The following is a 20,510-nucleotide window of genomic DNA, read 5'->3' as shown; positions in this document are numbered from 1 at the left end:
CCCGTGGACCTGCCACGCCCCGAACTGGCCCTCGTGCCCCGCCCTCGACGCCTCTCCACCCGGGCCGGCCGCTTCCGTCTCGACGACACGACCCGGCTGCGGGTCACCCCGGGCGCCGGACCCGCCGCCGCCCTGCTGCGCACCCTCCTCGCCCCCGCCACGGGGCTGCCCCTGCGGGCGGCGGCCGACGGCGCCTTCGTCCTCGCCCTCGACCCCGCCCTGACCGGCCTCGGCGACGAGGGCTACGGCCTGACCGTCAGCCCGCAGGGCGTCCTCCTGCGCGCCGCCCGCCCGGCCGGACTCCTGCGCGGCGTGCAGACGGTGCGGCAACTCCTGCCGTACGAGGCCCTGTCCGGACGGCCGGTGCGCGGGGTGCCGTGGGAGCTGCCCGCGGTGGAGATCACCGACGTGCCCCGGTACGCCTGGCGCGGCTCCATGCTCGACGTGGCCCGGCACTTCCAGCCGGTGTCCTACCTGCGGCGCTACGTCGACCTGATGGCGCTGCACAAGCTGAACGTGTTCCATCTCCACCTCACCGACGACCAGGGCTGGCGGATGCCGGTGGCCACCTATCCGCGGCTCACCGAGGTCGGCGGAGCGCGGGCGGAGTCGATGGCGGGGCCCGCGGGCAGCGACCGATTCGACGGCGTCCCGCACGGCGGGTCGTACACCCGGGCGGAGCTGCGGGACCTGGTGGCGTACGCGGCCGGGCGCGGCGTGAGCGTGCTCCCGGAGATCGGGCTGCCCGGGCACGTCCGTGCCGCGCTGGCCGCCCACCCCGAGCTGAGCACCGATCCCGGACGGCGCCTGGGCGTGTGGACGCACTGGGGGGTGTGCGAGAACGTCCTGGGCACCGACGACCACGTCCTGGACTTCTTCCGGACCGTCCTGGACGAGGTCATGGACGTCTTCCCCGCGCCGTACGTCCACATCGGGGGCGACGAGTGCCCCACCGTCGAGTGGGAGCGCAGTGCGGCGGCGCGCGCCCGGGCCGCCCGGGAGGGGCTGCCGGGTCCCCGCGCCCTGCACCCCTGGTTCATCGCCCGCATGTCCGAGCACCTGGTGGGCGCGGGCCGCCGGCCGGTCGTGTGGGCCGAGAACGGCGTCACCCTCCCCCTGGACTGCACGGTGATGAGCTGGCGCGAACCCGGCCACGCGCACGCGGCGGCACGGCGCGGACACGAGGTCGTGCACGCCGACCACCGGGCGACGTACTTCGACTACCCGCGCGGCCCCGGCCCCGGGGAACCGCCCGGCCAGCCCGGCGGGATCGTCGACCTGCGCGCGGTGTACGACGTGGACCTCACCCCGCCCGTGCCAGAGGACGCGTCCCGGGTGCTGGGCGCCCAGGGCCAGTTGTGGACCGAGTTCGTGACCACCGGGGCGCACGTCGAGTACCTCACCTATCCGCGGCTGTGCGCGCTCGCCGAACGGGTCTGGGACGGCACCTCCGGCTGGCGGGACTTCACGTCCCGGCTGGCCGGGCACCGGGCCCGCCTGGACGCCCTGGACGTGCCGCACGCCGACCCGCCGGCCCCCGTGCCGACGCTCCACGCCCCGAGCTTCACACCCCCCACGCTCCCGCACCCGCGGGAGCCCTGCCGAAAGGATTCCCGATGAGCAACCGACCCACCGGCCGGCTCACGAGCCGGTCCACCGGCCGAACCGTCCCCGGGCGCGCCCGACTCGCGCTCGCCCTGGCGGCACTCCTCGGCGGCGGGGCCCTGACCGCCCTCCCCGCCCAGGCCGCCCCCGCGGCGGACGGCCTCAGCGTCCAGTACCGCACCAGCGCGGGCGGGGCCACCGCGGACCAGACGGAACCCTGGCTGAAGGTCCGCAACACCGGCTCCTCCACCGTCCAGCTCAGCCAGGTGAAGGTCCGCTACTACTTCAAGGCCGACTCGCCCGGCGACTCCTACCGCTTCGCCTGCTCCTGGGCGGTGCGCGGCTGCTCGGTCGTCACCGGCACGTTCGGCACGCTGAGCAACCCGACGGCGACCGCCGACCGCTACCTGGAGATCGGCTTCACCGAGGCGGCCGGCACGCTGGCGCCCGGCGCGGACACCGGCGACCTCCAGCTGCGGTTCCACCGGACCAACTGGCAGACGGTCCGGCAGAGCGACGACTACTCCTTCAACGGCGCCCAGACGTCGTACGCGAACTGGGACAAGGTCACCGCTCAGCTCGCCGGTGCCACCGTGTGGGGCGCGGCCCCCGAGGGCAACGACCCGACCGACCCCACCGATCCCACGGACCCGCCCGGCGACGGGCAGGCGCTGTTCGACGACTTCGACTACAGCTCGCACACCGACCCCGCGATCTCCGCGCACGGCTGGAGCGTGCGCGCCAACTCCGGCGGCCCGGGCGTCCCCGGCGCCACCTGGGACCCCTCGAAGGTCACCTTCGTGTCGTCCGGGGGCAACTCGGTGATGAACCTGGAGACCTCCACGGCGGGCACCGGCGCGTCCACCACTCACACCGAGGTCCTCACCCGGGCCACGAAGTTCCGGAACGGCACCTACGCCGCGCGCGTGAAGTTCTCCGACGCGCCGAAGTCGGGGCCCGACGGGGACCACCTGGTGCAGACGTTCTTCACCATCAACGACCTCAAGGCGCCGATGGCCGACGACTACGCCGAGTACGACTTCGAGTACCTGCCCAACGGCGGGTGGGGCGAGCCGGCGAACATCCTGTACACGACCTCCTGGGAAACCTACAACCCCGACCCCTGGCAGGCCGTCAACCAGCACTCGGAGCAGCGCCGGAGCTACGCGGGCTGGCACGACCTGGTCGTCACGATCGACGACAGCGCCATCACGTACTACGTGGACGGGCAGCACTTCGGCACCCATGACGCGCGGTACCTGCCCGAGCGGCCGATGTCGATCAACTTCAACCAGTGGCTGATCGACCTGAACGGCCAGACGTCGACGACCCCGCGCGCCTACGACCAGCAGGTCGACTACGTCCTGCACGTCAAGGACCAGGTGCTCACCCCGGCCCAGGTGGCGGCGAAGGTCGCCGGGTACCGGGACGCCGGTACGGACTTCGTGGACGAGGTGCCCGCCTCCTGACGCCTGGCGGGGACGGTCAGAACAGCCGCTCCTGGGCGGGTGCGGGCCGTCCCCGCCGGTTGCGCGGCCGGGTGCCCGGTGCGGGCGCCTCCTCCCCGAACAGGGGGGCGGTGCCGTACTCGTCCGGCTCGGCCGGCACGGTGGCGGGGCCGGTGCCCACGTTGAGGACCAGCGGGGCGTCCCGGTCGAAGTCGCCCGGTGTCATCGCCACCCACTCACAGTCCTGCCGTTCTCCCACGCACCGACACCTCTCTCGCGCCGCCCGCCGCGACCACGCGACGCTACCAGCCCCGCGGCCACCCGGTGATCACGGCTCCGACCTGGCTCCCTCCCATCGTTCCCGGCGCTCCGCCGACCGACGCATCATGATTGTTTCTGCGCTGAATGAAGGTTCTTCGATCAGCTTCGCGCATACACTCTCTCATTTCGCACCCTTGACAGGGGCTGGATCCGGTCGATTTACTCCCGGTCAACGCCGATGCCATGCGATCGGCGGCAGAGGTACGCCCAGCCGGTAGCTGGCTCGACGCCAGGAGCCCGGACTGAGTCGCCAGGACTGCCATGCGCGTCCGAGGCGGGGTCGTGCCCACCACCCTCCGGAGCTCGAACCATGAGCCGCACGCAGGTGCACACCTCGAAGAAGCCGGTTCTGGCGGGCGTCTGCGTCGCCGCCGTCCTCGCCACCGCCGCCGCCCTCGTCCCGGGCAGCACCCCGGCCGAGGCCGCCGCACCGGCCCCGCCCCCCGCGCACGCGGACTTCGACTACCAGATCGGCGGCGCCTACACCCCGCCGGCCGGCGTACGGGTGGTCAGCCGCGACCACACGGCCTCCCCCGCGGCCGGTCTCTACAACATCTGCTACGTCAACGCCTTCCAGGCGCAGCGCGGTGCCGAGGACGAGTGGGACGACGACCTGCTGCTGCGCGACGCGGCCGGCGACATCGTCTACGACACCGAGTGGAAGGAGGCCCTGCTCGACCTGCGCACCGCCGACAAGCGCGAGCGCGTCGCCGAGAAGATCGGCACCTGGATCGACAGCTGCGGGGACAAGGGCTTCCAGGCGGTCGAGCCGGACAACTACGACAGCTACACCCGCTCGCACAAGCTGCTCGACGCCGCCGACGCCCAGGCGTTCATCAAGCTGCTCGCGGAGCGCGCGCACGCCGACGGGCTGGCCGTCGGACAGAAGAACACCGTCGAACTCGCCGGGAACCGCGTGGCGAACGGTCTGGACTTCGCCGTGGCCGAGGAGTGCGGCGAGTGGGACGAGTGCGGCGACTACACGGCCGAGTTCGGCGACCACGTGATCGTCATCGAGTACACCGCCAAGGGCCTGTCGAAGGCCTGCTCCGGGTTCGCGGACACGCTCAGCATCGTCCGGCGCGACCTGGACGTCTCGCCGAAGGGCAGCAGCTCGTACGTCCGTGAGACCTGCTGACTTCACCCGACGGCCAGTCCTTGGAGGTACAGATGGATGCGGTCCGACGTGCCGCGGGACCCTCCCGCAGGAGGGTGCTGCGGTCGGCCGGGGGCGCGGCGCTCACGGCGGTCGCGGGCACCGCGCTGACCGGCTGCGGAGCCGGTGGGGATGACGGCGTCGGCCCCGACGGCACGGTCACGATCGAGATGTGGCACGGCCAGGCCGACACCGCGAAGAAGGTCCTGCAGGGCCTGGTGGCCGACTTCGAGCGCAGCCACCCGCGCATCAAGGTGTCGATGGGCGGTGGGGTGCTGTCGGACGTGATGCTCCAGAAGGTGACCGCCGCCCTCGCCGCCGGGTCCTACCCGGACATCGCCTACATCTTCGGCTCGGACCTGGCGCGGGTGGCCCGCAGCCCGCAGGTCGTCGACCTGACCGAGGAGGTCGAGTCCGGCCCCGTGCCGTGGAAGAACCACTGGGCCGCGGCCCGGGAGGCCGTGACGATCAACGGGCAGGTCAGGGCCGCTCCGGCCCTGCTCGACTCACTCGCCGTGGTCTGCAACAAGAAGCTGTTCCGCGAGGCCGGGCTGCCGCTGCCGGAGGCCGGCTGGAGCTGGCAGGACTTCGTCACGTGCGCGCGTCGCCTGACCGACGGCGGCCGCGGCCGGTTCGGCACCGGCTGGCCCGGCACGGGCGACGAGGACACCGTGTGGCGCCTGTGGCCGATGATCTGGGACCTCGGCGGCGACGTCGTCGACGACAGCGGCAAGGGCATCGGCTTCGCCGACTCCGGCACCCGCGCGCTGGAGGTGGTGGCCGACCTGGTCCGCGACAAGAGCGTCTACGTCGACCCCAAGCCCGGCAGCGAGCAGATGTACCAGGTGTTCCTGTCCGGCCGCATGGGCATGGTGGTCACCGGTCCTTGGCAGCTGCCCGACATCGAGCACGCGGAGATCGACTACCACGTCGCGCCGCTGCCGACCTTCAGCGGGCGCCCGGTCACCATCTCGGGACCCGACACCTGGACCGTGTTCGACAACGGCGAGGCGCGGTCCCGTGCCGCCCGCACCTTCCTGGACTGGCTCTCGCAGCCCGAACAGGACGTGCGCTGGGACATCGAGGCCGGCAGCCTCCCGCTCAGCCGCCGCACCGAGTCCCTGCCCGCCTGGCAGGACAAGGTCGCCCGCACCGAGGGCCTGGCCGTGTTCACCAAGGCCCTGGAGACGGCGCGCGTGCGCCCCGTCCACCCGGCGTACCCGGAGGTCTCGCAGGCGCTGGGGCAGGCGATCGTCGCCGTGCTCCTGGGGCGCGGCACTCCCGAGAAGGCGTTGCGCGCCTGCGCCGACGACGCCAACGCCGCCCTGCTCATACCGCGCTGAGGAGCCACACCGCCATGCCGCGCCTCCCCCAACCCATCACCCTCGCGGGTCCGCCGCCGGAGCCACGTGCCCTGCGCACCAAGCGCCGGCGCGAGACGGGCACCGCCTGGGCCTTCGTCTCACCGGCGGTCCTGATCGTCCTGGGCCTGAGCATCGTGCCCGTGATCTGGTCGCTGCTGCTGTCCTTCCAGGCCAGTGACCTGGTGACGCCGAGCCGCTGGGTCGGCCTCGACAACTACCGCGCCCTCGCCCAGGACCCCCACTTCAGTCGAGCGGTCCGCAACACCCTGCTCTACACGGTCCTGTACGTGCCGCTGAGCATGTTCTTCGGACTGGCCCTCGCCCTGGTGCTGAACCGGCGCATCCGCCTGGTCGGCCTCTACCGCACCCTGATCTTCGTACCGTTCGTCCTGTCGGCGACCGCGCAGGGCGTGCTGTTCTCCTTCATCCTGGACCCGGAGTTCGGCGCGGCCAACTCGGTGCTGCACCGCCTCGGCATCTCGTCGCAGGGCTTCCTCTCCGATCCGTCCCAGGCGCTGCTGGTGCTGGTGGCGATCACACTGTGGAGCGGCACCGGGTTCTGCGTCGTCGTCTATCTCGCCGCCCTCCAGGACGTGCCGCCGTCCCTCGTGGAGGCGGCCCGCCTCGACGGCGCCGGCCGCCGGCACCTGCTGCGCCACGTCACGCTGCCCACCCTCACCCCGGTCACCGTCTTCCTGGTGGTGTGGCAGGCCATCCAGTCCCTCCAGGTCTTCGACCTCGTGTACGTCACCACCAAGGGCGGCCCGCTGGGCTCGACCACGGTGATCGTCTACTTCATCTGGGAGCAGGCGTTCAAGAACGCCACCGCCGGATACGGGGCCTCGGCCGCGTACGTCCTGGCCGTCGCCCTCGCCCTGGTCGCCGGGTCCGTCCGCATCGTCCGGCGTCGGGGACGCCACCGTCTCGAAGGGGCCCGATCATGACGGCGACCTCCGCCCGGCCCGACACCGTCCACGCCCTCGCGGCCAAGCCCGCCGCCACCGAACGGCGCCGGCGGCGGCTCCCGTTCAGTCCGTGGCACCTGCTGCTGGCGCCGCTCGCCCTCACCTTCGCCGTGCCACTGGTCTGGCTGCTGCTGAGTTCGGTGATGAGCAACGCGGAGATCAACCGCTTCCCGCCGGCCCTGTGGCCGTCCGGCATCGATCTCGGCGGCTACCGCTACGTGCTGGGCAACGCGATGTTCCCGCGCTGGTTCGCCAACTCGCTGATCGTCTCGGCGGTCACCGTCACCGCGAACCTCGTCTTCGGCTCGCTCGCCGGGTACGCCTTCGCCCGGATGCGGTTCGCCGGGTCCCGGGTGCTGCTGGGGCTGATGCTCGCCACCATGGCGGTGCCGTTCCAGCTGACGATGATCCCGACGTTCCTGGTGATGAAGAAGTTCGGGCTCATCGACACCCTGGGCGCGCTGATCGTGCCGTCGCTGGTCACCCCCTTCGCGGTCTTCCTGCTGCGGCAGTTCTTCCTCTCGCTGCCCAGGGAGCTGGAGGAGGCGGCCTGGATCGACGGCTGCTCCCGGCTGCGGGTGCTGTTCCGCATCGTGCTGCCGCTGTCGCGGCCGGCGCTGAGCACGGTGGCCGTGCTCACCTTCCTCACCACCTGGAACGACCTGACCTGGCCGCTGATCGCGATCAACCACGACACGCAGTACACGCTGCAACTGGGCCTGACCACCTTCCAGGGACAGCACCACACCCAGTGGGCCGCGGTGATGGCCGGCAACGTCATCACCGTGCTGCCCGTGCTGCTCGCCTTCCTCGGCGCGCAGAAGACCTTCATCCAGTCGATCACCTCCAGCGGTCTCAAGGGCTGACGTCCCGCCACGTCCCGGCCCTCCCGCACCGCAGTCACCTCCGTCATCCCAGGGAAGACCCATGCCGCACACCCTCGACCTGCTCGTCGTCGGCGACGCCAATCCCGACGTCGTCCTCGGGCCGCTCGACGCCCCGCTCGCCTTCGGGCAGCGCGAACAACTCGTGGCCGACGGCGCCCTCACCCTCGGCGGCTCCGCCGCGATCATGGCGTGCGGCGCGGCCCGCCTCGGTCTGCGGGTGGCGTTCGCCGGACGCGTCGGCGACGACGACGCGGGCCGCTACATGCGCGACAGCCTCCGTTCGCACGGTGTCGACACCACCGCCCTGCACACCGATCCGCGCCTGCCCACGCCGCTGACCGTCGTCCTGACCCTGGCAGAGGGGGACCGCGCCATCGTGACGGCGCCGGGCACCCTGCGGTCCACGACGGCCTCCGACGTCCCGGCCGACCTGCTGGCCGCGGCCCGCCACGTGCACGCCGCGTCGTACTTCCTGCTGCCGGGCCTCGCCGCCGGTCTGCCCGGCCTGCTGCGCGCCGCGCGCTCGAACGGCGCGACGACGTCGCTCGACACGAACGACGACCCCTCGGGGCGCTGGGACCCGCCCGGTCTCCACGCCGTGCTCGCCCACACCGACTACCTGCTGCCCAACGCGGCCGAGGCCCGGCGACTCGCCGGACTCGACACCACCGACCTCGGCGAGTCCGCCGCCGCCCTCGCGAAGCGGGGACCGACGGTCGTCGTCAAGAACGGGGCCGAGGGCGCCCTGTGCCACGACGGCCGCACCCTGCTCACCACGCCGGGCATCCCGGCGCGGCCCGTCGACACGGTGGGCGCCGGCGACAGCTTCGACGCCGGGTTCGTCGCCGCCCTCCTCGCCGGGCTCGCCCTGCCCGGCGCCCTCGAACTCGCCGCCGTCTGCGGCGCGCTGTCCACCCGCGCCCACGGCGGCACGACCGCCCAGCCCACCTGGGACGAAGCGTTCGCCCAGGTCACCCGCAACGGAAAGAACTCCGCATGAGCACCGCCCAGCCGACCGCCCCCAAGATCACCTTCGTCGGAGCCGGCAGCGTCGTCTTCACCCAGGGCCTGCTCGCCGACCTCTTCGCGTTCGACGAGCTGAAGTCCGCGCACATCGCGCTGCACGACATCGACGCGGAGCGCCTGTCCACCGCGCGGGCCGCGGCCGAGTACATCGCCGCCGAACGCGGTGCCCGCCCGCGTGTCACCGCGCACGCCGACCGCCGCGAGGCCCTCGCCGGCGCCGACTTCGTCATCAACATCGTGCAGGTCGGCATGCGGGAGGCGACCCGCACCGACTTCGAGGTGCCGGCCCGGTACGGGCTGCGCCAGACCATCGGCGACACCCTCGGCGTCGGCGGCGTCTTCCGCGCCCTGCGCACCTTCCCGCTGCTCAGGGAGCTGGGTCGGGACATCGCCGAGCTGTGCCCGGACGCCTGGCTGCTCAACTACACCAACCCGATGGCGATGAACGTCCAGTACCTCGCCGAGGCGACCGGCCTGACCCGGGTGGTGGGACTGTGCCACTCCGTCTACTGGACCGTCCAGAGCCTGTGCGACCTGCTCAAGGTCCCCTATGAGGAGGTCACCTACCGGGCCGCGGGCGTCAACCACCAGGCGTGGGTGCTCCGTCTGGAGCACGGCGGCGACGACCTGTACCCGCGGCTCGACGCCCTGATCGCCGAGGACGAGCAGTTGCGCCGGCGGGTCCGCGTCGACATGTACCGGCGCCTGGGCGCGTACCCGACCGAGACCAGCGAGCACTCCTCCGAGTACGTCCCCTGGTACCTGCACCACGACAGCGAGATCGACCGGCTGCGGCTGCCCGTCGGCGCCTACCTGGACATCGTGGACGAGAACGTCGCCGAGTACGAGCGGACCCGGGACGCTTTGGCCTGCGGAGCCCCGCTCACCGTCGAGGGCACCATGGAGTACGCCCCGCAGATCATCCACAGCATCGTGACCGGCACGCCCCGCACGGTCTACGGCAACGTGCCGAACCACGGACTGATCGACAACCTGCCCGCCCACGGCGCAGTCGAAGTCCCGTGCCTGGTCGACTCCTCGGGCATCCAGCCCACCCGCATCGGCGCGCTGCCCCCGCAGCTGGCGGCCCTCAACCGCACCTACCTGAGCACCACCGACCTGGTGGTGCGGGCCGCGACGGAGGACGACCCGCGGCACATCAGGCACGCCGCGATGACCGACCCGGCGACGGCGGCGACGCTGCGGGTCGAGCAGATCTGGGAGCTGTGCGACGACATGGTCCGTGCCCACGGTGACCGGCTCCAGCCGGGGCTGCGGGCGGTGCTCGGCAGCTGATGCGGGCGGTGCTCGGCCGCTGAGCCGACGCGACGAACACGACGAACACGACGAGGGACGAGTACGCCGAGGGAGGCGAGACGATGCCGCGAGTGACGCTGGCGGTGGTCGGTGCCGGTCTGCGCGGGCTGACGTACGCACGCCACGCCCGGGCCACCGGCGCGGGCGAGGTGGTGGCGGTGGCCGAACCGGACCCCGTGCGCCGGGCCGCGGCCGGACGGGAGCTCGGCGTGCCGGCGCACCGCCTGTACACCGGCTGGGAGGAACTGGCGGGGCGGGAACGGCTGGCGGACGCGGCGGTGGTCGCCACCCAGGACCGCCTGCACACGGCGCCGGCGGTCCGGCTGGCGGGCCTCGGCTACCACCTGCTGCTGGAGAAGCCGATGGCGACCGGGGAGCGGGAGGCGACGGCCATCGCCGAGGCCGCGGAGCGGGCCGGAGTCATGCTCGCGGTCTGTCACGTCCTGCGGTACACGCCCTACACGCGGGCCCTCAAGTCCCTGCTGGCCAACGGCCGGATCGGCAGGCTGACGAGTGTGGAGCACCTGGAGCCGGTCGGCTGGTGGCACCAGGCGCACTCGTTCGTGCGCGGCAACTGGCGCCGCAGCGACACCTCGGCGCCGATGCTGCTCACCAAGGCGTGTCACGACGTGGACTGGCTGGTCCACCTCGTCGGCAGCGCCCCGCGGCGGGTCTCGTCCTTCGGCTCGCTCACCCATTTCCGCGCCGACGCCGCGCCCGCCGGGGCGGCCGCACGCTGCCTGGACTGCCCGGTCGAGGCGGACTGCCCGTACTCGGCCAAGCGGCTCTACCTCGGCTGTCTGGGCGACGCGGACAGCGAGTTCTGGCCGCTGTCGGCGGTGACGGACGACTTCACCGAGGAGGGCGTACTGCGGGCGCTGCGCACCGGTCCCTACGGGCGTTGCGTGTACGCCTGCGACAACGACGTCGTGGACCACCAGGTCGTCGCCATGGAGTTCGCCGACGGCGCCACCTGCTCGTTCACCATGAGCGCCTTCACGCCGATGGGGCACCGGCGCACGCGGCTGCACGGCACGCACGGCTTCGCCGAAGGGGACGGGACGAGCATCCGGCTGGTCGACTTCCGCACGGGCGCCGAGTCGGTGGTCGATCCCGAGGTCACGGCGGGGGCTTCGGCGGCCGACGGGCACGGCGGCGGGGACGAGGCGCTGGTCGACGCGTTCCTCGACGCGGTCGCCACCGGTGACGCGAGCGCCCTGGCGTCGGACGCGGCCGCGAGTCTGGCGACCCACCGGGTCGTCTGGGCCGCGGAACGGGCCCGCCGTACCGGCGAGGTGGTCACGATCGGATCGTGACGCGGACGCTTGGTGCGGCCCCGCGTACGGGGGATGACACGGGGCCGCACCAGCAAGCTATCGAAGTAATCCGCGCCCGGCCAGACCCGGCGCCCCCGCGGTCGCCGTCCTCGGCCGGCTCTGCCCGTTCGGGCAGCCCCTTCTGCCTCGGCGTCTCCTGACTCTCCGGCACCGCCGCGTTACCGTCCTCGGGTGAGCATCACGTCCCGGCGAGCGGCCAGGTGAACGACGAACGGCTGACCGTGGCGGAGGCGACCGGCCACACGGACGAGGCACCGCCGGAGCAGGCGGAGCAGCCCCCGAAGCGGAAGCGCCGGGGCCCCGGACTCCTCACCCTGCTGCTGCTGCCGGCCCTGGTGACCGTCATCGGTGTGGCCTCCTTCCTCGCGCTGACGGGCGGACTGCCGAACCCCTGGCCCGACGATCCGGACCCGAAGCGGTCCTCGGGAGTCGATGTCGACCCCTCCTACATCCCGTGGCTGCGCAAGGCGGCCTCGGCCTGCACCGTCCTCGACCCGTCCGTGCTCGCCGCCCAGATCGACCAGCTCTCCGGCTGGAGCGACGACACGGACGAACTGTCGGGGCAGAAGGGCATCGCCGCCTTCACCGACTCGGAGTGGCGGACCTGGGGCAAGGACGACGACGGCAACGGCAAGGCCTCGCCGCGCGAACCGGCGGACGCCATCATGGCGCTGGGCCGGCGGGACTGCTCCCTGGCCGAGAAGGTGACCGAGCTGCGCACCGAGGGCCGGGTCAACGGCGACCTCGTGGACCTGACGCTGGCCGCGTACGCGACCGGAACGGACGCCGTGACGAAGGCGGGACGCGTCCCGGCGGAGGCGGAGACCTATCTCGCCGAGGTCCACAGGCTCCTCCCCCGCTACGAGGCGCTCGACCGGGAGGACCCCGCCGGTGCGGGCGGGGCGGCCGGTGCCCTGCTGACCGCCCCGGTCAGCCCGCTCACCGTCACCTCGCCCTACGGATCGCGCGAGCATCCGCTGACCGGCGTGACCAAGCTGCACACCGGCGTCGACTTCGCGGCGCCCCAGGGTGCGCAGGTCGTCGCCGCGCGCGGGGGGCGCGTGGTGTTCGCGGCGCCGACCCGCGCGTACGGCAACCGTGTCGTGGTGGACCACGGGGCCGTCCAGGGCAAGCGGCTGGAGACGACGTACAGCCATCTGTCCGCCCTGGAGACCGCCGTCGGGCAGTCGGTGGAGGCCGGGACACCGATCGGCCGGGTCGGCTCCACCGGCCTGTCCACCGGCCCCCACCTCCACTTCGAGGTCGTCCTCGACGGCTACTACACCGACCCGCAGCCCTGGCTGGTCAGCGGCGGCTAGCGGCCGCCGGAGAGGGAACTCCTTACAAGGGGGCGGGTATGCCCTCTCCTCCCGGCGCGGTGTCACTCCCGCCGCGCGTGTTTGATCCGCCGGATACCGTCCAGGGACACAACATGACCCAGTCGAAGCACGAGACAGAACGAAAGTACGAGCCCGCCACCCGCGGCGCCGGCGGGCTGCCCGACCTCACCGGTGTCGGTCCGGTCGCCTCGGTCACCGAGGCCGCGTCCGAGAAGCTGGACGCGGTGTACCACGACACCGAGGATCTGCGTCTCGTCGCGACCTCGGCCACGCTGCGCCGCCGGACGGGCGGTGCGGACGCCGGCTGGCATCTGAAACTGCCGCTGACCGGGGACACCCGGGAGGAGGTACGGGCCCCGCTGTCCGACGAGGTACCCCGGGCACTGCGCGAGCTGGCCCTGTCCCGCACCCGGGGCGCCCACCTGCGCCCGGTCGTCCGGATCCGCTCCACCCGGACCGTGCGGCACCTGCGCGACGCGGAGGGCAGGGTGCTCGCCGAGCTGAGCCTCGACGACGTGTGCGCCGACTCGCTGCTGCCGGGCGGCGGACGTGCCGAGTGGAGCGAGCTGGAGGTCGAACTGGCGGACGGGACCGACGCCGGTCTGCTGGACCGCGTGGAGAAGAAGCTCCGCAAGAAGGGAGTCGTCCGGTCCGACAGCCCCTCCAAGCTCGCCCGCGCCCTGCGGGACACCGGATCGGGAACGGGGCGGGAGGTGCCGCGCCCGGACGGTGTGGTCGCCGCCTCCCCCGGCTCGTATGTGCTCGGGTATCTGCGGGAGCAGGTCGGCAGGCTGGTCGCCCTGGACCCGGCGGTCCGGCGCGACCTGCCCGACGCCGTGCACCAGATGCGCGTCACGTGCCGCCGTCTGCGCAGCTGCCTGCGCTCGTACCGGTCGGTGCTCGACCGGCGGAGCACCGATCCGGTGCGCGCGGAACTCAAGTGGCTGGCGGGTGAGCTGGGAGTGGCGCGGGACCAGGAGGTACTGCGCGAACGCATCGGCACCGCGCTGGACGAGCTGCCCGACGACCTGGTGCTCGGCCCCGTCGCCGCCCGGCTGCGGGTGTGGGACGTGTCCCGCGGCGGCGACGCCCTGACCCGGACGCGCGAGGCCCTGGATGCGCCCCGCTACCTGCTGCTCCTCGACGCGCTGGAGGGGCTGCTGCGGGAGCCGCCGCTGCGGGCCAAGGCGTCGGGGAAGCCGGCCCGGACGATGGCCGCGGCGGTGCTGAAGGAGTACGGCCGCCTCGCCGGGCGGATGGAGCACGCCTTCGCGCTGGAGTCCGGCCCCGCGCGGGCGACGGCGCTGCACGAGGCCCGCAAGGCCGCCAAGAAGGTCCGCTACGCGGCCGAGGTCGCGCGTCCCGCGCTCGGCAAACCCGTCGCCCGGCTCGGCAAGCGGGTCAAGAAGGTGCAGAAGGTGCTCGGCGCGCACCAGGACGCGGTCGTCGCCCAGGAAGCCCTGCGGGCGCTGGGCGTGGCGGCGCACGCGGCGGGCGAGTCCGCCTTCACCTGGGGGCTGCTGCACGGCAGGGAGCGGGCGGGCGCACAGGCCCGGCAGCGGGAGCTGCCGGAGGTGTGGGGGGCGGCCTCGGACCCGGCGCTGCGCGCTCCGCTGGAGCACTGAGTACCGTCCGGCCCCTCGGAGGCCGTGTCTCCGAGGGGCCGGACGGCCGGGCTCAGTGCGTCGGGTCCGGATGGGTCCCGGGGCCGGGGCCGTCGCTGCGGTCGGCGAGCGGGGTCGGCGAGAGGTCGGCCGGTTCCTCGTCGGCCTCCAGCAGGGTGTCGGCGGGGCCCACGATCAGCGGGTCGGGCCGGCCCACGGCGCGGTGGTCCTTGGCGGGGTAGTCGCAGCGGTCCAGCAGGCTGCGCATCGCCTCCAGCCGGCCGCGGCGCTTGTCGTTGTTCTTGACCACCGTCCAGGGCGCGTGTTCGGTGTCGGTGGCCCGGAACATGTCGACCTTCGCGGTGGTGTAGTCGTCCCAGCGGTCCAGCGAGGCGAGGTCCGTCGGCGACAGCTTCCAGCGGCGTACCGGGTCGACCCGGCGGATCGCGAAACGGGTCCGCTGTTCGGCCTGGGAGACGGAGAACCAGAACTTCACCAGCAGGATGCCGTCATCGGTGAGCATGCGCTCGAACAGCGGCGCCTGCTGGAGGAACGCGCGGTACTCGTCCTCCGTGCAGAATCCCATCACGCGTTCGACGCCCGCCCGGTTGTACCAGGAGCGGTCGAAGAAGACGATCTCGCCGCGGGCGGGGAGATGGGCGACGTAGCGCTGGAAGTACCACTGACCGGCCTCCTTCTCGGTCGGTTTGTCCAGGGCGACCACGCGTGCGCCGCGGGGGTTGAGACGTTCGGTGAAGCGTTGGATCGTGCCGCCCTTGCCGGCCGCGTCGCGGCCCTCGCACAGCACCACGATCCGCTGTCCGGACTCCTTGACCCAGCGCTGCATCTTGAGCAGCTCGATCTGCAGGACCCGCTTCTCCCGCTCGTAGTCGGCCCTGCGCACCTTGCGGTCGTAGGGGTGGTTTTCCCGCCAGGTGTCGATGGGGGTCCGGTCGGCGTTGAGGAGGACCGGCTTCTCCGGTCTGCGCTCGTCGATCCGCAGGCCGTCGAGGAGGTTCGCCTCGGTGGGCTCTTCGTCGCGCCCCGTCCCGTCCTGGCGGCCCGCCCCGTCCCGGCTCACGCGGCACGCTCCCGCCGGGGCACCGCGCGCAAGGGTGCGGCCGGTGTGCGGGCGGCGCGCACGCGGTACGTCGTCCGCGCCGGGTCGGCGACGGGATCGCCGAGGGTGATCCGCCCGGCGGCGTGCAGCGCGTCGCACTCGGCGGTGGGCAGCGCGACGTAGCAGCCCCCTCTGCCGGTGGCGGAGTCCAGCGGGCGCCAGTAGCTGTACCGGCGGCGCCCGCCCTCGCGCACGGTGACGAAGACGGGGGTGCGCGCGTCGGCGACTATCCGCAGGACCTCGGCCTCACCCTGGCCGAGCGGGGTGTGGCGCGCGGTGGCACGGGAGGCGGTGGTCCGCGGTCGGACGGCGTGAAGCGGCATCGGCAATGGCCCTTCCAGGTCAGTGACTCGAGACCGCCTACCCGGTCCGGCCGGTGTTGATCTCGGTTACCCGCATTCTGCGCCACCACACTGACAACGGCGTGATCCGCGCGCCGGAACTCCCAGGTCAGCCGAGGGCGGAGGCGCTCGCGTGGCCGCCCGCGCGGCTCAGGGGGTGCGGGTTGACCCGGGCGAAACCCTCCTGGCGCTCGTAGGGGAAGTACGGGTAGGGGGCGGCCTTGGCGCTCGCGGCGTCGAGCCGGGCCACCTGGTCCTCGGTCAGGGACCATCCCACGGCGCCGAGGTTCTGCCTGAGCTGGTCCTCGTTGCGGGCGCCGATGAGGACCGAGGAGACGGTCGGGCGCCGCAGCAGCCAGTTGATGGCGATCTGCGGGACGGTCCGGCCGGTCTCCTCCGCGATCGCGTCGAGGCAGTCCGTGACGCGGAAGAGGAGGTCGTCCGCGACGGGCGGCCCGTAGTCGGCGGTGGCGTGCAGCCGGCTGCCGGGGGGCAGGGGCCGGCCGCGGCCGATCCGGCCGGTGAGCCGCCCCCACCCGAGAGGGCTCCAGACGACGGCTCCGACCCCCTGGTCGACGGCCAGCGGCATCAGCTCCCACTCGTAGTCCCGTCCGACGAGGGAGTAGTACACCTGGTGCGCGGCGTAGCGCTGGTACCCGTGGGTGTCCGCGTCGGCCAGCGACTTCATCAGCTGCCACCCGCTGAAGTTCGAGACGCCGGTGTAGCGGAGCTTTCCGGCGCGTACGAGGTCGTCCAGGGTGGTCAGCACCTCGTGCACCGGGGTGCCCGCGTCGTAGGCGTGCAGTTGGAAGAGGTCGATGTAGTCCGTGCCGAGCCGGCGCAGGGCCTGGTCGACGGCCTTGATCAGTCGCGTCCGCGAGGTCCCGGCGTCCCCCGGGCCGTCCCCCGTCGGCAGACCGGCCTTGGTGGAGATCAGCACCTGGTCGCGGCGTCCCTTGACGGCGGCGCCGAGCACTTCCTCCGAGGCGCCCGCGGAGTAGACGTCGGCGGTGTCGAACATGGTCACGCCCGCTTCCAGGCAGATGTCGACCAGCCGGCGCGCCTCGGCCGCCTCCGTGTCGCCCCAGGCGCCGAACAGCTCGCCGCGCCCGCCGAAGGTGCCCGCGCCGAAGCTCAGTGCCGGGACCATGAGCCCCGACGCGCCCAGTCTCCTGTATTCCACAACAGCATCCCCTCGTCCGGCCGTCGCGCACGACGGCGGCTTTTAACGGGACTTTCGTTCCGTTAATGTGGGGCACACGCTAGCACCAGTCACCGCATTACTGGAACAGGAGTCCCGTTATGGCGTCCGAGAGCACAGGCCACGGCACCGTTCGACCCGGCGGCCGCACCGCCCGGGTGCGGTCCGCCGTACTCGGGGCGGCGGGCGACGCACTGGCGGAGCACGGACTGGCCGGCCTCGACCTGGCCGACGTGGCGCGCCGCGCGGAGGTCGGCAGGACGACGGTCTACCGCCGCTGGGGAACCCCGGCCCACCTGGTCGCCGACCTGCTCGCGGACATGGCCGAGCAGTCGCTGCCCCGCACCGAGTCGGGCTCCCTCCTCGGCGACCTGCGGGCGAACGCCCGGCTGGTGCAGCGCACGCTGGCCGATCCCCGCCAAGGCGCCCTGTTCAAGGCCGTCCTGGCCGCCGCCACCTGCGACCCGCAGACGGCGGCCGCCCTGCAGCGGTTCTACGAGGTCCGCGTCGCGGAGTGGGAGCCCTGCGCCCGGCAGGCCGTGGAACGCGGCGAACTGCCGGCGGCCACCGACACCCGGGAGGTGATCCGGGCCGTCTCCGCCCCGCTCTACTACCGCCTGCTGACCACCGCCGACCCGCTCGACGAGGCGGCGGCCGACCGCGCCGCGGAGGCCGCCGCGGCGGCGGCACGGGCCGGGGTCTTCACCCGGCCGACGGCCTGACGGCCGGCCGAACGGAGCCGCCCGGACCGAAGAGTTGCCCGAACTCTTGCCCGGACTCTTGCCCGATCGAGGCCTCACTACTTAAATCACACCTTGAACTAAGCCGCCGCGTACTGCGGTTGGCGCTGGGCCACTCCTTGTCCGCACCCGCAGAAAGCCCACAGATGAGACTCAGATCCTTGGGTGTCGCGCTCGTCGCCACGGCGGCGCTCGTCACCCTTCCCGCGCCCGTCACGGCCACCGCGGCCGACACGCCCCTCTCCCAGGGCCGCACGGCCACGTCGTCGTCGGCCGAGAACGCCGGAACGCCCGCCGGGAACGCCGTCGACGGGAACGCGAACACCCGTTGGTCGTCGGCCGCGAGCGACGACCAGTGGCTCCAGGTCGACCTGGGCGCCACCGCCTCCGTCACCCGGGTCGTCCTCGACTGGGAGGCGGCCTACGGCAAGGACTACAAGATCCAGCTCTCCCCGGACGGGAGCTCCTGGACCGACGCGAAGACGGTGACCGGCGGCGACGGCGGCACCGACACCCTGGACGTCTCGGGTCAGGGACGGTACGTCCGCATGCAGGGCGTCCACCGGGCCACCGACTGGGGCTACTCCCTGTGGGAGTTCCAGGTCTTCGGCACCACCGGCCCCACCGCCCCCGGCACCTGCGACAGCGCGGACGCCGCGCGTGGCAAGCCCGCCTCCGCCTCCTCCGTCGAGAACGCCGGGACACCCGCCGCCGCGGCCTTCGACGGCGACGCCGGCACCCGCTGGTCCAGCCAGGCATCGGATCCGCAGTGGCTGCGGGTCGACCTGGGCGCGGTGCGCGACCTGTGCAAGGTGGACCTGCACTGGGAGGCCGCACACGCCAAGGAGTTCCGGATCGAGGCCTCCTCGGACGGACAGAGCTGGCAGACGCTGAAGAGCGTCACCGGCGCCACCGGGGGCAAGGCCTCCTACGACGTCAGCGGCTCGGGCCGGTACGTCCGCGTGTACGGCACCGCGCGTGCCACGGGCTACGGATACTCGCTCTGGGAGTTCGCCGTGCACACCGGCACGACCGGCACTCCCCCGATCGAGGGCGGCGGCGACCTGGGCCCGAACGTCATCGTGGTCGACCCCTCGACCCCGAACCTCCAGCAGCGCTTCGACCAGGTCTTCGCCCAGCAGGAGTCGGCCCAGTTCGGCAGCGGGCGCTACCAGTTCCTGCTGAAGCCGGGCACCTACAACGGCATCAACGCCCAACTCGGCTTCTACACCTCGGTCTCCGGCCTGGGCCTCAACCCGGACGACGTCCAGCTCAACGGCGACATCACCGTGGACGCCGGCTGGTTCAACGGCAACGCCACCCAGAACTTCTGGCGTTCGGCCGAGAACCTCGCCATCCGGCCCGTCAACGGCACCAACCGCTGGGCTGTGGCCCAGGCGGCACCCTTCCGTCGCATCCACGTCCAGGGCGGCCTCAACCTCGCCCCCGACGGCTACGGCTGGGCCTCCGGCGGCTACATCGCCGACTCGAAGGTCGACGGCACGGTCGGCCCCTACTCGCAGCAGCAGTGGTACACCCGCGACAGCTCGGTGGGCGGCTGGACCAACGGCGTCTGGAACATGACGTTCACGGGCGTCCAGGGCGCGCCCGCGGGCAACTTCGAGACCGGCCCGTACACCACGCTCGACACGACGCCGATCTCCCGCGAGAAGCCGTTCCTCTACCTGGACGGCAACGAGTACAAGGTGCGGGTGCCCGCCAAGCGGACCAACGCCCGCGGGGTGTCCTGGCCCGCCAACGCGGGCGGCACCTCGCTGCCGCTCAGCCAGTTCTACGTGGTCAAGCCGGGCGCGACGGCCACGACCATCAACGCCGCGCTCGACCAGGGCCTCAATCTGCTGTTCACGCCCGGGGTCTACCACATCGACAAGACCATCGAGGTCGACCGCGCCAACACCGTCGTGCTGGGCCTCGGCCTGGCCACGATCATCCCGGACGGCGGCGTCGACGCCATGCACGTGGCCGACGTCGACGGTGTGCGGCTCGCGGGCTTCCTGATCGACGCCGGGCCGCAGAACTCCGAGACTCTGCTGCGCATCGGGGCGCCCGGCGCGAACGCCGATCACTCGGCCAACCCGACCACCATGCAGGACGTGTTCATCCGCATCGGCGGCGCGGGACCGGGCCGGGCCACCGACTCCGTCGTGGTCAACAGCGACGACGTGCTGATCGACCACACCTGGATCTGGCGGGCCGACCACGGTGAAGGAGTCGGCTGGGAGACCAACCGCGCCGACTACGGAATGCGTGTCAACGGCGACGACGTCCTCGCGACCGGCCTGTTCGTCGAGCACTTCAACAAGTACGACGTGTACTGGAGCGGCGAACGCGGCCGGACCATCTTCTTCCAGAACGAGAAGGCGTACGACGCCCCGAACGAGGCCGCCATCACCCACGACGGCATCGTCGGCTACGCGGCCTACAAGGTCGCCGACTCGGTGAACGAGCACGAGGCGGTGGCCCTGGGCAGCTACTGCAACTACACGTCCGATCCGGGCATCGTCCAGCACCACGGGTTCCAGGTGCCGGTCAAACCGGGCGTCAGGATGCGGAACCTCCAGGTGATCTCGCTCGGCGGCATGGGCCAGTACCGGCACGTCGTCAACGACACCGGCGCGTCCACGTCGGGGACGAGCACCGTGCCGTCCAAGGTCACCCAGTTCCCGTGACCGGAGGGTAGGACGCGGCGACCCGCGCGCCCGGGGGTGGGCCCCGGG

The 20,510-nt window shown here is 72.7% G+C and carries 17 protein-coding genes; 13 read left to right on the top strand and 4 right to left on the bottom strand.

Annotated elements, in window-relative coordinates; genetic code table 11:
* The first annotated feature begins 3 nt into the window (after window positions 1-3).
* Together DMH12_RS09510 and DMH12_RS09505 are read left to right on the top strand one after the other, a co-directional pair.
* On the top strand, window positions 4-1,620 hold the full coding sequence (locus tag DMH12_RS09510; RefSeq protein ID WP_125491124.1) for a beta-N-acetylhexosaminidase: 1,617 nt from the start codon (window positions 4-6) through the stop codon (window positions 1,618-1,620).
* Window positions 1,617-3,074, top strand: coding sequence for a cellulose binding domain-containing protein (locus DMH12_RS09505; protein ID WP_125491119.1), 1,458 nt, complete (start codon window positions 1,617-1,619; stop codon window positions 3,072-3,074). Before DMH12_RS09510 ends, DMH12_RS09505 begins: the two co-directional genes overlap by 4 nt.
* 16 nt (window positions 3,075-3,090) lie before the next feature.
* Here DMH12_RS09505 and DMH12_RS09500 read toward each other — a convergent pair whose 3' ends face one another.
* Complete coding sequence (locus DMH12_RS09500) at window positions 3,091-3,312, bottom strand: hypothetical protein (RefSeq protein ID WP_125491118.1); 222 nt, start codon at window positions 3,310-3,312, stop codon at window positions 3,091-3,093.
* A 372-nt stretch (window positions 3,313-3,684) separates the two neighbouring features.
* Here DMH12_RS09500 and DMH12_RS09495 point away from each other — a divergent pair, with 372 nt between their 5' ends.
* The 9 genes from DMH12_RS09495 (at window position 3,685) to DMH12_RS09455 (ending at window position 14,391) form a co-directional block, all read left to right on the top strand.
* Window positions 3,685-4,512, top strand: coding sequence for an endo alpha-1,4 polygalactosaminidase (locus DMH12_RS09495; RefSeq protein ID WP_125491117.1), 828 nt, complete (start codon window positions 3,685-3,687; stop codon window positions 4,510-4,512).
* Window positions 4,513-4,544: 32 nt separating this feature from the next.
* A complete protein-coding gene (locus tag DMH12_RS09490; RefSeq protein WP_125491116.1) occupies window positions 4,545-5,873 on the top strand; it encodes an ABC transporter substrate-binding protein in 1,329 nt (442 codons plus the stop codon).
* Between the two features lie 14 nt (window positions 5,874-5,887).
* Window positions 5,888-6,838 carry a carbohydrate ABC transporter permease gene (locus DMH12_RS09485; RefSeq protein WP_125491115.1) on the top strand — a complete coding sequence of 317 codons (951 nt, stop codon included), beginning with the start codon at window positions 5,888-5,890 and terminating at the stop codon, window positions 6,836-6,838.
* Window positions 6,835-7,725, top strand: coding sequence for a carbohydrate ABC transporter permease (locus DMH12_RS09480; RefSeq protein WP_125491114.1), 891 nt, complete (start codon window positions 6,835-6,837; stop codon window positions 7,723-7,725). Before DMH12_RS09485 ends, DMH12_RS09480 begins: the two co-directional genes overlap by 4 nt.
* Before the next feature lie 61 nt (window positions 7,726-7,786).
* Complete coding sequence (locus DMH12_RS09475) at window positions 7,787-8,746, top strand: carbohydrate kinase family protein (protein ID WP_125491113.1); 960 nt, start codon at window positions 7,787-7,789, stop codon at window positions 8,744-8,746.
* The gene (locus DMH12_RS09470; RefSeq protein WP_125491112.1) at window positions 8,743-10,068 is read left to right on the top strand and encodes an alpha-glucosidase/alpha-galactosidase; all 1,326 of its coding nucleotides are present in this window, start codon (window positions 8,743-8,745) and stop codon (window positions 10,066-10,068) included. The genes DMH12_RS09475 and DMH12_RS09470 overlap by 4 nt, the downstream gene beginning before the upstream one ends.
* A gap of 83 nt (window positions 10,069-10,151) precedes the next feature.
* On the top strand, window positions 10,152-11,405 hold the full coding sequence (locus DMH12_RS09465; protein WP_125491111.1) for a Gfo/Idh/MocA family protein: 1,254 nt from the start codon (window positions 10,152-10,154) through the stop codon (window positions 11,403-11,405).
* A 221-nt stretch (window positions 11,406-11,626) separates the two neighbouring features.
* Window positions 11,627-12,745 carry a M23 family metallopeptidase gene (locus DMH12_RS09460; RefSeq protein WP_125491110.1) on the top strand — a complete coding sequence of 373 codons (1,119 nt, stop codon included), beginning with the start codon at window positions 11,627-11,629 and terminating at the stop codon, window positions 12,743-12,745.
* 113 nt (window positions 12,746-12,858) lie between these two features.
* The gene (locus tag DMH12_RS09455) at window positions 12,859-14,391 is read left to right on the top strand and encodes a CYTH and CHAD domain-containing protein (protein ID WP_125491109.1); all 1,533 of its coding nucleotides are present in this window, start codon (window positions 12,859-12,861) and stop codon (window positions 14,389-14,391) included.
* A gap of 52 nt (window positions 14,392-14,443) precedes the next feature.
* Here the strand turns inward: DMH12_RS09455 and ppk2 are convergent, their stop codons facing one another.
* The 3 genes from ppk2 to DMH12_RS09440 all read right to left on the bottom strand — a co-directional run bounded on the left by ppk2 (window position 14,444) and on the right by DMH12_RS09440 (window position 17,014).
* Window positions 14,444-15,451: a polyphosphate kinase 2 gene (gene ppk2, locus DMH12_RS09450; RefSeq protein ID WP_125491108.1), complete on the bottom strand. Its 1,008-nt coding sequence runs from the start codon at window positions 15,449-15,451 to the stop codon at window positions 14,444-14,446.
* Complete coding sequence (locus DMH12_RS09445; protein ID WP_125491107.1) at window positions 15,448-15,813, bottom strand: hypothetical protein; 366 nt, start codon at window positions 15,811-15,813, stop codon at window positions 15,448-15,450. The genes ppk2 and DMH12_RS09445 overlap by 4 nt, the downstream gene beginning before the upstream one ends.
* Before the next feature lie 127 nt (window positions 15,814-15,940).
* On the bottom strand, window positions 15,941-17,014 hold the full coding sequence (locus DMH12_RS09440; RefSeq protein ID WP_125491106.1) for an aldo/keto reductase: 1,074 nt from the start codon (window positions 17,012-17,014) through the stop codon (window positions 15,941-15,943).
* A 119-nt stretch (window positions 17,015-17,133) separates the two neighbouring features.
* Here DMH12_RS09440 and DMH12_RS09435 point away from each other — a divergent pair, with 119 nt between their 5' ends.
* Window positions 17,134-17,754 carry a TetR/AcrR family transcriptional regulator gene (locus DMH12_RS09435; RefSeq protein ID WP_125491105.1) on the top strand — a complete coding sequence of 207 codons (621 nt, stop codon included), beginning with the start codon at window positions 17,134-17,136 and terminating at the stop codon, window positions 17,752-17,754.
* Window positions 17,755-17,918: 164 nt separating this feature from the next.
* Window positions 17,919-20,462, top strand: a complete 2,544-nt coding sequence (locus DMH12_RS09430) for a discoidin domain-containing protein (protein ID WP_125491104.1) — start codon at window positions 17,919-17,921, stop codon at window positions 20,460-20,462.
* Window positions 20,463-20,510 lie beyond the last annotated feature (48 nt).

It is taken from the genome of Streptomyces sp. WAC 04229 (genome assembly GCF_003947455.1).
Lineage (GTDB): Bacteria > Actinomycetota > Actinomycetes > Streptomycetales > Streptomycetaceae > Streptomyces.
Note: the sequence above shows the minus strand (reverse complement) of the source record. Positions and strands in the feature narration are given on the sequence as shown.

Coding starts and splice junctions, on each gene's coding strand:
- DMH12_RS09505 (WP_125491119.1), top strand. CDS start 1,617: ATGAGCAACCGACCCACCGGCCGGCTCACGAGCCGGTCCACCGGCCGA.
- DMH12_RS09495 (WP_125491117.1), top strand. CDS start 3,685: ATGAGCCGCACGCAGGTGCACACCTCGAAGAAGCCGGTTCTGGCGGGC.
- DMH12_RS09490 (WP_125491116.1), top strand. CDS start 4,545: ATGGATGCGGTCCGACGTGCCGCGGGACCCTCCCGCAGGAGGGTGCTG.
- DMH12_RS09485 (WP_125491115.1), top strand. CDS start 5,888: ATGCCGCGCCTCCCCCAACCCATCACCCTCGCGGGTCCGCCGCCGGAG.
- DMH12_RS09480 (WP_125491114.1), top strand. CDS start 6,835: ATGACGGCGACCTCCGCCCGGCCCGACACCGTCCACGCCCTCGCGGCC.
- DMH12_RS09475 (WP_125491113.1), top strand. CDS start 7,787: ATGCCGCACACCCTCGACCTGCTCGTCGTCGGCGACGCCAATCCCGAC.
- DMH12_RS09470 (WP_125491112.1), top strand. CDS start 8,743: ATGAGCACCGCCCAGCCGACCGCCCCCAAGATCACCTTCGTCGGAGCC.
- DMH12_RS09465 (WP_125491111.1), top strand. CDS start 10,152: ATGCCGCGAGTGACGCTGGCGGTGGTCGGTGCCGGTCTGCGCGGGCTG.
- DMH12_RS09455 (WP_125491109.1), top strand. CDS start 12,859: ATGACCCAGTCGAAGCACGAGACAGAACGAAAGTACGAGCCCGCCACC.
- DMH12_RS09445 (WP_125491107.1), bottom strand. CDS start 15,813: ATGCCGCTTCACGCCGTCCGACCGCGGACCACCGCCTCCCGTGCCACC.
- DMH12_RS09435 (WP_125491105.1), top strand. CDS start 17,134: ATGGCGTCCGAGAGCACAGGCCACGGCACCGTTCGACCCGGCGGCCGC.
- DMH12_RS09430 (WP_125491104.1), top strand. CDS start 17,919: ATGAGACTCAGATCCTTGGGTGTCGCGCTCGTCGCCACGGCGGCGCTC.